The sequence below is a fragment of the Marinifilum sp. RC60d5 genome (assembly GCF_052400665.1).
Taxonomy (GTDB): domain Bacteria; phylum Bacteroidota; class Bacteroidia; order Bacteroidales; family Marinifilaceae; genus JBQTGK01.
Genome location: NZ_JBQTGK010000003.1, coordinates 535,753 through 548,817 on the forward strand (window position 1 = coordinate 535,753; position 13,065 = coordinate 548,817).

Below are 13,065 nucleotides of genomic sequence, written 5' to 3' on the forward strand. Positions count from 1 at the left end.
ATCATTTAATAGATATATTGAAATGAGTATAGAAACAAAAATAGATGTACCTGTAATGGCTGATGTTGTCGCGAAAGGCGAAACACCTGAATATTTATACTGGGTTGGTTGTGCGGGAGCATTCGATGTCAGATATCAAAAAGTAGCTAGGGCCTTTGCTAAAATTTTAAATCATCTTGCTGTTAGTTACGCTGTTTTAGGGAAAGAGGAAAGTTGTACTGGAGACCCTGCCAAGAGAGCTGGAAACGAAATGCTTTTTCAGATGCAAGCCATGCAAAATATAGAAGTATTGAATAGATATAAAGTGAAAAAGATTATTTGCACTTGTCCACATTGCTACAATACGCTAAAAAATGAATATCCGGAATTGGGGGGCAATTATGAGCTGATTAATTACACGGTTTTTCTAGATGAAATGATTCGCATGGGCAAATTAGATTTGGGCAATAATCCTTTCAAAGGTCAAAGTATTACTTACCATGATCCATGTTATTTAGGCAGAGGAAATAAGATCTATGATGCTCCGAGAAATGTTATAAAGGCAGTTTTTGGCGAGATAAAAGAGATGAAGCGTGCAAGAAGTTCTGCTTTGTGCTGTGGCGCTGGAGGTGCTCAAATGTTTAAGGAGGCCGAAAAAGGAAATAAGGAAGTGAATATTGAGCGAACTGAAGAGGTAATTGAAGCAAAAGTAGATAAAGTGGCTTCGGCTTGTCCGTTTTGCATGACCATGTTAACAGATGGTATCAAACTAAAAAATCAAGAAGAGAACTTGCAGAATTTAGATGTGGCAGAGATTATTGAGAAGGCGTTGGAATTGTAGAACTAAATCAAGGGGGATGACAGTAAATACAACATATAAGCTTAAAAATACAGTTCGAATTGTAACGGCAACTTCTCTGTTCGATGGACATGATGCATCGATAAATATTATGCGACGCATTCTTCAGGCTTCGGGAGCGGAAGTAATCCATTTGGGACACAATCGATCTGCAGAAGAAATAGTAGATTGTGCAATTCAGGAAGATGCACAGGCCATTGCAATTAGTTCTTATCAAGGTGGGCACAACGAGTTTTTCAAGTACATGTATGATCTTCTGCAGGAGAAAAATGCAGGGCACATCCTGATATTTGGTGGTGGCGGTGGTGTGATACTTCCTGCTGAAATTAAGGAATTAGTAGAATACGGTATAGCTGGTCTATATTCTCCTGATGATGGTAGAAATTTAGGCTTGCAAGGAATGATAAATGAGGTTCTTGAAAAATCAGATTATGAATTTAAAAGTGTAGAACTCCCTAAAATAAAAAAACTTAGTGTAGGTAATATAAACTTATTGTCGAGGTTGATTACATTAGCAGAACAAGATGAACTACAACAGTCTGATCTGTTTGTGGAATTTAAAAATAAGGCTGAAATCAGTAGTGTTCCTGTTGTCGGAATCACAGGTACAGGTGGTGCAGGTAAATCTTCACTTACCGATGAGCTGATTCGAAGAATTCAAATTGATTACCCAGAATTGAAGCTTGCTATTTTATCTGTTGATCCTTCTCGGAAGAAGAGTGGTGGTGCATTGCTAGGGGATCGAATTCGAATGAATGCCATCAACCATCCAAACATTTATTTGCGCTCATTGGCTACGAGAAGAGCAAATTTAGCCTTGTCCAAACATGTTGACGATGCATTGACCTTAATGAAGGCTGCAGGCTTTGATTGTATTTTTCTGGAAAGTTCAGGAATTGGACAGTCAGATACAGAGATTGTGGATTACAGCGATGTGAAATTGTATGTGATGACTCCTGAATTTGGTGCAGCAACACAATTAGAGAAGATCGATATGCTCGATTTTGCTGATTTAGTTGCCATTAATAAGTTCGATAAGCAAGGTGCACAAGATGCTTTGCGTGATGTGAAAAAGCAATATCAACGAAATAATCTCTTTTGGGAGCAAAATTCCGACGATATGCCAGTTTATGGCACAGTTGCTTCCCAATTTAATGATCATGGCGTAAATGAGCTCTATCATGCCTTAATTGAGCTTTTATCTGCAAACAAAGAGACGGCATTTGCAAAGAATGGAAAACCGATCTTAGAAGCTAGTCAAAAAATTGAAATTGTACCTCCAGCTAGAGTTAAATACCTTTCGGAGATAGCGGAAACTGTGCGTAGGTACAATAGAAAGGCTGAAGAGCAATCTGAAATTGCTGATCAATTGTATGCTTTAGATAAGGCTTCAAAACTAATTAAAAAAGAAGAAGTTATAAATGATATAATCAGTGAATCTATCAAACTTTCTAAAGACTTTAAGCATCAGGATATTATTGATGTTTGGGAAGAAAAGAAGGAAAGATATAAAGCTGATGTTTTCTCGTATATGGTTCGCGGTAAAGAGCTAAAAGTCGATACTTACTTCGAAACATTGTCTTATTCACGAATTCCTAAAATTGTACTTCCTAACTATAAATCATGGGGAGATATCCTAAAATGGAATCTGAAAGAGAATGTTCCTGGCGAATTTCCTTATGCTGCAGGTGTTTTTCCATTTAAGAGAGAGGGTGAAGATCCAACAAGAATGTTTGCTGGAGAGGGATCACCGGAAAGAACCAATAAACGCTTTCACTATCTGGCTGCAGACCAACCGGCTGTTCGCTTATCCACTGCTTTCGATTCAGTTACCCTTTATGGTGCCGATCCTGAGTACCGTCCAGATATTTATGGAAAAGTAGGCAATGCAGGCGTTTCCATAGCTTCATTAGATGATGCGAAGAAATTATACAGTGGTTTTGATCTATGCGATCCAAAAACGTCTGTATCCATGACGATTAATGGTCCTGCACCAATGTTGGTTGCTTATTTTATGAATGTAGCAATCGATCAGCAATGTGAAATCTATATCCGTGAAAACGGTTTGGAAGAAGAGGTTAAAGTAAAGATTGAAGAAATTTACGCTGGCAAAGATAGGGTAGGCTATGTAGGCGATTTGCCTAAAGAAAATAATGGTTTGGGATTAATGTTATTGGGGGTAACAGGCGATCAGGTTTTACCCGAAGATATCTATCAGAAAATTAAAAAGGAAACCATTTGCAAAATAAGAGGAACAGTTCAGGCAGATATGTTGAAAGAGGATCAGGCACAGAATACCTGTATATTCTCCATTGATTTTGCCTTGAAGATGATGGGAGATATTCAGGAGTATTTCATACAAAATCAAGTGCGAAATTTCTATTCTGTTTCCATATCTGGATATCACATTGCAGAGGCAGGAGCGAATCCAATAACTCAATTGGCTTTTACTCTATCGAATGGATTTACTCTGGTAGAATATTACATTTCGAGAGGAATGAATGTGGATGATTTTGCTCCAAATTTGTCTTTTTTCTTCTCCAATGGAATGGATCCGGAATATACTGTAATTGGTCGTGTAGCGAGAATAATTTGGGCGAAGGCCATGAGATATCTTTACAAAGCCAACGATCGCTCCCAAAAATTGAAATATCACATCCAAACTTCGGGCAGATCCTTACATGCACAGGAAATTGAATTCAACGATATTCGAACCACTTTGCAAGCTTTAACAGGCATCTACGACAATTGCAATTCTCTTCATACAAATGCGTATGACGAAGCTATAACGACACCAACCGAAGAGTCTGTTCGAAGAGCAATGGCAATCCAATTAATCATCAATAAAGAGCTTGGTTTGGCAAAAAACCAGAATCCTTTGCAGGGATCGTTTATCATTGAAGAATTGACTGATTTGGTAGAAGAGGCGGTTATGGTTGAATTCGATCGTTTAACGGAGCGTGGAGGTGTTTTGGGCGCCATGGAAACCATGTATCAGCGAAGTAAAATTCAATCTGAGTCATTGCAATACGAAAGTTTGAAGCACAATGGAGGTTTGCTAATAGTAGGTGTGAATACTTTTTTGAGTAAGAAAGGATCGCCAACAGTTCAGCCCAAAGAAGTGATTCGATCTGATGAAGAAGAAAAGGTAAATCAAGTCAATTTCAAGGAGTTGGTGCAAGAGAATAACAAAGATAAGTCAGTTAAAGTTTTACTTGAACTAAAGGAAACGGCTTTGAAGAATGAAAATGTGTTTGCTGCATTAATGGAGGTTTGTAAGTACTGTACTTTGGGACAAATTACAAATGCCTTGTACGAAGTTGGTGGTCAATACAGAAGAAATATGTAACTTAACAATATAGTTCGTTAGATTGCAGTAAAAAATAGCAATTGTCTATTTTTTTAGAGATAAATAAGAATAAAAGATCTTATAATTAACCTTAAATTATAAATAAAATTGAATCAAATAGAATCAAAAATAGATGTGCAATCTGCAGATTTTTTGGATAGCAGAAAGTCCTACGATGAGTTAATGAGTGTATATCGAGACCGATTGAAAGGAATTTTGAAGGGTGTTGATGAAAAAGCCAAAGAGCGCCATTTGAAACGGGGAAAGCTTTTGGTTCGGGATCGAATTGAGCTTTTGCTTGACAAGAATACGCCTTTTTTGGAGCTTTCTGCGATGGCGGCTTGCGATCAATATGAAAATCAATTTCCATCAGCCGGAATTGTAACGGGTATTGGTGTTATTCACGGAAGGGAATGTATAATTGTTGCGAATGATGCGACGGTTAAAGGTGGTACTTACATTAAAGAGACCATTAAAAAACACATACGAGCACAGGAAATAGCAATGGAAAATCATTTGCCCTGTATTTACATGGTGGATTCTGGCGGTGTATTCTTGCCCGAACAATCAAAAGTTTTTCCTGATAAATATGACTTTGGTCGATTTTTCTTTAATCAGTCGAAAATGTCGGCAAGGGGAATTCCTCAAATATCCATTGTAATGGGATCTTGTACTGCTGGAGGTGCCTACGTTCCTGCCATGAGTGATGAAACCATTATTGTTCGTGGACAAGGAACCATATTTATTGGTGGACCTCCATTGGTTAAAGCTGCAACTGGCGAGGATGTTAGTGCAGAGGAATTAGGTGGTGCCGAGATGCATACTTCAATTTCGGGTGTTGCCGATCATTTGGCCGAAGATGACCGACATGCCGTTCAAATTTGCCGTAATATTTTTGAGAGCATGCCGAAGGTTCAGAAATACAATTTGGAAAGGGAAACGGTTAAGGAGCCAGCTTACCCAGTGGATGAATTGTATGGATTGGCTCCTTTAGATCTTAAGAAACCAGTTGATGCAAGGGAATTGATAGCAAGAATTGTTGATGGAAGTAAGTTTCAGGAGTTCAAAGAGCGATATGCTCCAACCATAGTTACGGGTTTTGCTAAGATTATGGGCTTTCCAGTAGGTATTATTGCCAATAATGGTATTATTTTCTCAGAAACATCTTTAAAAGCTGCTCATTTTATTGAACTGTGCAGTTTTCGGAAAATTCCATTGGTGTTTCTTCAGAATATTACCGGTTTTATGGTGGGTAAAGAGTACGAACACAAAGGAATTGCAAGAGATGGAGCCAAAATGGTTCATGCAGTTGCAAATGCTCAAGTCCCAAAATTTACAGTGATTGTAGGCGGTTCTTTTGGAGCTGGAAATTATGCAATGGCGGGTCGTGCTTATGAACCTAGATTATTGTTTATGTGGCCGAACGCTAAGATATCTGTAATGGGAGGCGAACAGGCGGCAGGTGTGCTAGTTCAAGTGAAAGAGCAGCAATTGCAAAAGCGTGGTGAGAAGTTTCCGCAGGAAGAACAAGACAAATTAAAACAAAGTATTCTAGATAAGTACGAGAAAGAAGGTTCTGCCTATTTCAGCACCTCTCGACTATGGGACGATGGAATAATTGATCCTGCTGATACTCGAAAGGTTTTGGCAATGGGTATTGCATCTTCTTTAAACAAAGAGTTTGGTGAGCCTGATTTTGGTGTGTTTAGAATGTAAAAATCTGATAATGAAAGAATTTCAAACTATAGAATTTAATATAGAAGACAAAATTGGAACGATTACTTTAAATCGTCCAGATATTCACAATGCCTTTAACGAGGTGATGATTGGCGAAATTATTGACTGTTTTGAAGACCTTGAGAAGATGGATTATGAAACTTTACGAGTAGTTATCCTGAAAGGAAAAGGAAAATCTTTTTGTGCAGGTGCTGATCTAAAGTGGATGAAAGGGGTTGCCAATTACTCTTATGAAGAGAATTATGTGGAAAGTTACAGGCTATCGATGTGTTTTAATGCAGTTTATGCATGTAAATTCCCAACAATAGCGCTTGTTCATGGAGCGGCAATAGGTGGTGCCAATGGATTGTTAGCTGCATGTGATTTTGTTTTGGCGCATAAGAATACGGTTTTCTCTCTAAGCGAAGTAAAAATCGGAATTGTACCAGCTTGCATTTCACCATACGTGATGAAGCGAGTTGGAGAATATAAATCGAAAGAATTGATGCTTACAGGAATGCGATTTGATGGGAAAGAGGCGCAACAAGCAGGATTGGCGAATTGGTCCTTTGGCGAAAAGAAACTAAAAGCAAAATTGGAAGATTTGATTTCTAAATTGAAATCGAGTGGACCCATTGCAGTTTCTACTTGCAAGAAATTGCTTTATGATGTGAAGAATGTTTGGAATCATAAGCAAGCCATGGAAAATACGGCTAAGATGATTGCAGAACTTCGTCAATCAGATGAAGGACAGGAGGGAATGAGTTCCTTTTTGGAGAAACGCAAACCGAAATGGACTTTAGATAATTAAGAATTAGTAATTATTCATTTTTAATTACAAATTGAAATTAATATGTACTATAAACGACTACTCATAGCAAACCGAGGTGAAATAGCTCTAAGAATCATGCGAACAGCTAGAGCTTTAGGGATTCATACCATTGCTTTATATACAGAATTGGATCGTGATGCCGAACATGTTTTACAAGCTGATGAAGCATATCCCTTGAAGGGAAATAGTTTGCAGGAAACTTATCTTAACTCTAATCAGATTGTAGAGATTGCTAAAAAAGCAAGTGCCGATGCAATTCATCCAGGTTATGGATTTTTAGCAGAAAACTCTGTGTTTTCGCAATTGTGTGTTGATCATGGCTTTGATTTTATTGGCCCCGATGCAAATGCAATTGAATTAATGGGGAATAAAGTAAACGCTCGTGAGTTTGCTAAAACAATTGGAGTGCCTGTTTTGGAGGGAGTTGTAGGTGATTCGGCCAAATTAATTGAGGAGGCGCAAAAAATGAAATTTCCTTTACTAATTAAAGCTGCTGCAGGTGGTGGTGGTAAAGGAATGCGAATTGTTCGACAAAAAGAAGAGTTAAATAGCGCTTTGGAATCTACATCGCGCGAAGCGGCTACCTATTTTGGCAATGGCACTGTTTTAATAGAGAGATACATACGGAATCCACGTCATATTGAAGTGCAAGTTCTGGCTGATAAGTACGGAAATGTTGTGCATTTATACGAACGTGAATGTTCTATACAAAGGCGATTTCAAAAAGTGATTGAGGAAGCTCCATCGCCAACACTAACGCCCGAGTTGAGGAAGGAAATGGGCAATATGGCTGTTTTTTTAGCACAGGAAATGAATTATACTAATGCAGGAACAGTAGAATTTTTGGTGGATGAAGATCTGAATTATTATTTCCTGGAAATGAATACTCGTATTCAGGTTGAACATCCTGTAACGGAGATGATTACAGGTGTTGATTTGATTGAGCAACAATTATTGGTTTCATCCGGGCGTAAGTTGAAAATGCAACAAGATGATATACAGTTAAGTGGGCATGCAATAGAAGCAAGGATATATGCTGAAGATCCGGAAAGGGATTTTATACCATCGCCTGGTGAGATCAGTTTTTACAAGGTACCTAAACTTTTTGAAGGGCGGTTGCGCTTAGATTCTGCAGTAAAGGGTGCCTGTACGATACATCCTGATTACGATCCTATGATTGCAAAATTAGTTGTGTGGGATGAGAATAGAGGTTTGGCCATTGAAGGTTTGCATCATGCATTACATGAATATGAGATACATGGGATAAAAAATAACATCATGTACTTGCATACTTTGCTAAATACAAATGACTTTAAGCAGAATAATATTTCTACTCATTTTTGTCAGGATCATGCTGAAGCATTAAAACTGAAAATGCAAAAAGAGAGGAAAGATATATCTCCGGATTTATTTTATATCAGCTTTGCTTTGTTTGAATTAAATAGAGAAAAGTTTGATAATGTTTGGGAAGAGATAGGTTATTGGAGACAACAAGGAAAGCGAATTCGAATTGTAGATGAGGAGATTGTTGATGTTGAAATAATTAGCGAAAATCCATTTAGGATAATAGTTTTGAGTAAGGCTTATGTGATTGAAAATGTATTGATTAATACAGATTATCTATTGTTTGAGTTTAAAGGGGAGAGATATCAGTTTTATCGATCAAAAAATGCTGAAGGGAAGAGTTTTGTAAGCTGTGAAGGTTTAGTTTATGAGTTGGAACGGTGGTCCGAAATTCAATCTGAGATAAACGAGAGTGATAATACGAATCGGTTGAATGATGGGAATATATTAGCGCCTATGCCCGGAAAAATTGTGAAAATTGAAGCTTCTGAGGGGCAAAAGGTTGCTAAAGGAGATGTCTTAATTATTGTAGAGGCAATGAAAATGGAGAATAGCATATTGGCTCCTTTCGAAGGAATTATAGAAAATGTATTTGTGAATGAGGGAGATCAGGTACAGAATAAAATGAAGCTTTTGCAATTGGAAATTTCTAATTGATTGCAGCTCACTAAAAAATAAACACCTAACTACATTAGATATGAAAGACAGAATTAGAATAGCAAATGCAGGAGGTTTCTGGGGTGATGACCTTGGAGTTCTGCGCCGGCAATTAGAAGGAGGCGATGTGGATTATATATCATCAGATTTTTTGGCTGAAGTTACCATGAGTATTCTACGAAAACAGCAGCTTAAAAACGAATCTTTAGGCTATGTTACCGATTTTGTTGATCAGATTGTTGATGTGGCTGATTTAATGAAAGCAAAGGGTGTTAGAATGATTACTAATGCCGGAGGTATTAATCCAATTGGCTGTGCCCGAAAAATTCTTTCTGAATTGAAGGGAAAAGGCATTTCCATTAAAATTGCTGTTGTTGATGGAGATAATATTATTGATCGAATTGATGAATTTTATCCTGATAAAGCTAATTTTAAGAATATGGATTCTGGCGAGGATTTTACCAAAATAGCGGATAATATTCAGAGTGCAAATATCTATTTGGGAGTTCCACCTTTATTAAAAGCATTGGAAAGTGGTGCTGATTTAATATTGGCAGGTCGTGTTACAGATACATCTGTTACAATGGCTCCTTTTGTACATGAATTAGGATGGAAATTAAACGATTGGGATAAGCTAGCTTCCGGCTTAGTTGCAGGTCATATTATTGAATGTGGAGCTCAATCGACAGGTGGAAATTTTACCGATTGGCAGAAAATTCCGCGTTGGGATAACATGGGATATCCTATTGTCGAAATGCAGCAAAATGGAGAGTTTACGGTCTATAAGCACGAGAATACAGGCGGATTAATTAGTATTGATACCATTCGCGAGCAATTGGTATACGAAATGGGTAATCCAGCCCAATACATTAGTCCGGATGTGGTTGCCGATTTTAGTTATTTAAGCCTTGAGCAAGTTGGTGAAAATCGTGTTTTAGTGAAGAATGCAAAAGGGTATGCATCCACACCATATTTAAAAGTTTCCATGGCATTCGAGGACGGATACAAAGCAACAAGTTCGATTGTGATTAGTGGTGGTCGTGTGCTAAAAAAGGCACAGGAATTTGAAAAGATTTTCTGGGAACGACTAAATACTTCTTATCAGAAAAAGAATACAGAATTTGTAGGTTATAATGCATGTCATCAGCATTTGGCTGAAAATATCGATCCGAATGAAATTTTGTTACGATTATCGGTTTATGATACTGATGTTTCAAAAATAAAGAACTTTTCGATGAGTATTGCTCCATTGATTCTTTCCGGCCCATCAGGAGTTGCAGTAACTGGGGGCAGAGCTCGCATGCAGCAGGTGATTACCTATTGGCCAAGCTTAATACCTAAAGAATGTATTGTTTCTACGGTGCATATTTTAAATGCTGAAGGAGAAGTTGTGGAGAGTCATGATATTGGTTCCATTTTAGGAAATGAGGAAGAGATGGAGGTTCTCGAAGAAAAAGAGCATACGGAATATGTTGATCCGTCCTGGAAAGAGGATCGTTTGCTTACCGTTTACCTGCGTGATATTTGTTTGGGAAGATCGGGAGATAAGGGAGATACCGTAAATATTGGCATTTTGGCGAGATCCGAGGAGATATATCATTATCTGAAGCATGATTTAACAGGGAAGAAAGTTGCAGAGATGTTTGGAGATATGACCAAAGGTAAAGTTACCCGTTTTGAAATTGATAATTTACAGGCTCTTAATTTTCTTTTGGAAGAATCCTTGGATGGTGGAGGAACAAAGTCCTTGATGATTGATGCACAAGGAAAAACATTTGCATCTGCCTTGCTGAATCAGCAAATTCTTATTCCAGAGAAATTATTGAATAAAGCCAATAAGAAAATATATAAATAGACACGAATACAATCTTTTAGCTTGGGATAATATTTGATTATTACTAACTTAAAATGCATTAAGATAGAAAAAATGGATTGGGTAATGAGAATATACATTACTGATTATTAATTGATAATTTACTATTTATGTTTCCATATCTAACTGAAGAACATGAGATTATAAGAAAAGCGGTTCGTGATTTTGCCGAGCGTGATATCAAACCACTTGCCCCGGAATTGGATGAGAAAGAGGAATTTTCTGTCGAATTGACAAAGAAAATGGGAGAGATGGGGCTATTCGGAATGACTCTTCCTGAAAAATATGGAGGTCAACATACCGATTATTTATCATATATTATTGCAGTAGAGGAAATTGCCAGAGTAGATGGATCTCATGCGGCTACTCTGGCAGCGCATAACTCATTAGGAATAGGTCCCCTGTATGAATTTGGAACTGAAGAGCAAAAGCAAAAATATCTGCCCGGGCTTTGCACTGGAAATGAACTTTGGGCTTTTGGATTAACGGAGCCCGAAGCTGGTTCCGATTCAAGAGGATCTAAGACTTATGCAAAAGATTTAGGTGAGAGTTGGGAAATTAACGGATCGAAAATATTTATTACCAATGGTTCAGCAAGTATCTGTTCTGGTGTTACTGTGCAAGCAATAAGTGCTATTAATGGCGATGAAAAGGAATTTACAACCTATATTGTAGAAAGAAATACGCCAGGGTGGACTTCAAGAGCCATGCATGGTAAATTAATGTGGAGAGCCTCTGATACGTCCGAAATGTTTTTTGATACTTGTTGTATTCCCAAAGAAAATGTTCTTGGTAAGCGTGGAATGGGATCTAAAGTAATGCTTAAAACACTTGATTCTGGCAGATTATCAATTGCGGCCATGGGACTTGGATGTGCTCAAGGGGCTTTTGAATTGGCATTATCCTATGCGCAGGAAAGAAAACAGTTTGGAAAACCCATATCAAAATTTCAGGCAATTTCTTTTAAGCTGGCTGATATGGCTCTAAAAATTGAATTAGCTCGCAACTTACTTTATAAGGCTTGCTGGTTAAAGGATACAGGAAAAGACTTTGGAAAAGAAGCAGCAATGGCCAAATTATATTGTTCCGAAATTGCAAAAGAAGTTGCCGATGAAGCCGTTCAGATTCATGGCGGATATGGACTAATGAAAGAATATCCTGTAGAGCGTTTTTATCGCGATCAGCGTCTTTTACAGATTGGCGAAGGAACTTCAGAAATACAAAGAATGGTTATTTCCAGATATATTGGTTGTTAATTATAATGAATATACGAGTGAACAAATAGACAAGCTACTAACATTAAAAATAGTATAAAATGAGTAAAGATCTGATATTAGCTTTAAATCCGAGAATGCAATTCACAAGAATTGCAGTTTACAGAATGAATTCCCCGGTTTTTCTAAAAAAAATAAATCATAAAGCCGAAGAATTAGGCGATTCTGAAAATTTTTACAATCAGCTGGAGGTTCGTACTAATATTATTATGAAAGAATTGGAGTCGAACGATATTCCAATAAATCAAATTAAAATAATAATTGGACGTGGAGGATTATTAAAACCAGTTAAATCGGGTGTGTATCGTGTAAACGAGCTAATGATAAAAGATCTTACCAAGGATAAATATGGTAAGGATGTAGTGAATCTAAGTGGTTTATTGGCTTATGCCATTGCCGATAAAATTGAAGGTTCTCAAGCTTATGTGGCTGATCCGGTTGTGGTGGATGAATTAGATGATATTGCTCGAATTACTGGGCGACCAGAATTTAAAAAACGTTCTATTTTTCATGCATTAGATCAAAAAACCAGTGCAAGGAAATACGCACAGAGTATTTATAAGAAATATGAAGAATTGAATCTTATAATAGCACATCTGGGAGGTGGAATAAGTATTGGTGCTCATCATAAAGGAAAAGTTATTGATTCGAATCAGGCTTATGATGGGGATGGACCATTTTCGCCCATACGAAGTGGAAGTTTGCCAATGGGTGAAATGATTCAGATGTGTTATTCAGGAAAATACACACAGGAAGAAATGATGAAAATGCAAACTGGCGAAGGAGGATTATATGCCTACTTTAAAACCCATAGTGGCTTCGAAGTTTGTAAAATGAGAGATGCCGGCGACAAAAAGGCGAGCGAAGTATTAGCAGCCATGGCATATCAGGTATCTAAGTCGATAGGTTCTATGTTTCCAGTATTTGGAGGCGAAGCAGTTGATGCAATTATTATTACCGGCGGTATGGCAAAAGATGAAAAATTTGTGACGGAAATAAGAAATCGAGTTGAAAAAATTGCTCCTGTAATTATATATCCGGGAGCAGAAGTTTTAGCTGCTTTAAGTGACTATGGCAGAATGATTATGAGAGAAGAAACAGAGATATTAGATTACGAATAGTAAGTTGCGAGTTTTATTTTGGATAATAATTACACATTAAAAATGGGCTGTTTTTGCAGCC

8 protein-coding genes are annotated in these 13,065 nt (G+C 37.5%); all 8 read left to right on the forward strand.

The window, feature by feature from the left end; genetic code table 11:
• Positions 1–22 precede the first annotated feature (22 nt).
• The 8 genes from ACT3CE_RS09795 (at position 23) to buk (ending at position 13,004) form a co-directional block, all read left to right on the forward strand.
• Positions 23–820, forward strand: a complete 798-nt coding sequence (locus ACT3CE_RS09795; protein WP_444709589.1) for a (Fe-S)-binding protein — start codon at positions 23–25, stop codon at positions 818–820.
• A 16-nt stretch (positions 821–836) separates the two neighbouring features.
• On the forward strand, positions 837–4,187 hold the full coding sequence (locus ACT3CE_RS09800) for a methylmalonyl-CoA mutase family protein (protein WP_444709590.1): 3,351 nt from the start codon (positions 837–839) through the stop codon (positions 4,185–4,187).
• 108 nt (positions 4,188–4,295) lie between these two features.
• Complete coding sequence (locus ACT3CE_RS09805; RefSeq protein WP_444709591.1) at positions 4,296–5,903, forward strand: carboxyl transferase domain-containing protein; 1,608 nt, start codon at positions 4,296–4,298, stop codon at positions 5,901–5,903.
• Between the two features lie 10 nt (positions 5,904–5,913).
• Positions 5,914–6,714, forward strand: coding sequence for an enoyl-CoA hydratase-related protein (locus ACT3CE_RS09810; RefSeq protein ID WP_444709592.1), 801 nt, complete (start codon positions 5,914–5,916; stop codon positions 6,712–6,714).
• Positions 6,715–6,756: 42 nt separating this feature from the next.
• The gene (locus ACT3CE_RS09815; protein ID WP_444709593.1) at positions 6,757–8,736 is read left to right on the forward strand and encodes an ATP-binding protein; all 1,980 of its coding nucleotides are present in this window, start codon (positions 6,757–6,759) and stop codon (positions 8,734–8,736) included.
• A 40-nt stretch (positions 8,737–8,776) separates the two neighbouring features.
• On the forward strand, positions 8,777–10,591 hold the full coding sequence (locus ACT3CE_RS09820; RefSeq protein ID WP_444709594.1) for an acyclic terpene utilization AtuA family protein: 1,815 nt from the start codon (positions 8,777–8,779) through the stop codon (positions 10,589–10,591).
• A gap of 128 nt (positions 10,592–10,719) precedes the next feature.
• A complete protein-coding gene (locus ACT3CE_RS09825; protein WP_444709595.1) occupies positions 10,720–11,865 on the forward strand; it encodes an acyl-CoA dehydrogenase family protein in 1,146 nt (381 codons plus the stop codon).
• Positions 11,866–11,924: 59 nt separating this feature from the next.
• Entirely contained in the window at positions 11,925–13,004 is a 1,080-nt protein-coding gene (gene buk, locus ACT3CE_RS09830; protein WP_444709596.1) for a butyrate kinase, read from the forward strand.
• Positions 13,005–13,065 lie beyond the last annotated feature (61 nt).

What these genes read in the sequence shown, in the direction of transcription:
- ACT3CE_RS09800 (WP_444709590.1), top strand. Translation starts at nt 837, where the DNA reads ATGACAGTAAATACAACATATAAGCTTAAAAATACAGTTCGAATTGTA.
- ACT3CE_RS09820 (WP_444709594.1), top strand. Translation starts at nt 8,777, where the DNA reads ATGAAAGACAGAATTAGAATAGCAAATGCAGGAGGTTTCTGGGGTGAT.
- ACT3CE_RS09815 (WP_444709593.1), top strand. Translation starts at nt 6,757, where the DNA reads ATGTACTATAAACGACTACTCATAGCAAACCGAGGTGAAATAGCTCTA.
- ACT3CE_RS09825 (WP_444709595.1), top strand. Translation starts at nt 10,720, where the DNA reads ATGTTTCCATATCTAACTGAAGAACATGAGATTATAAGAAAAGCGGTT.
- ACT3CE_RS09810 (WP_444709592.1), top strand. Translation starts at nt 5,914, where the DNA reads ATGAAAGAATTTCAAACTATAGAATTTAATATAGAAGACAAAATTGGA.
- buk (WP_444709596.1), top strand. Translation starts at nt 11,925, where the DNA reads ATGAGTAAAGATCTGATATTAGCTTTAAATCCGAGAATGCAATTCACA.
- ACT3CE_RS09795 (WP_444709589.1), top strand. Translation starts at nt 23, where the DNA reads ATGAGTATAGAAACAAAAATAGATGTACCTGTAATGGCTGATGTTGTC.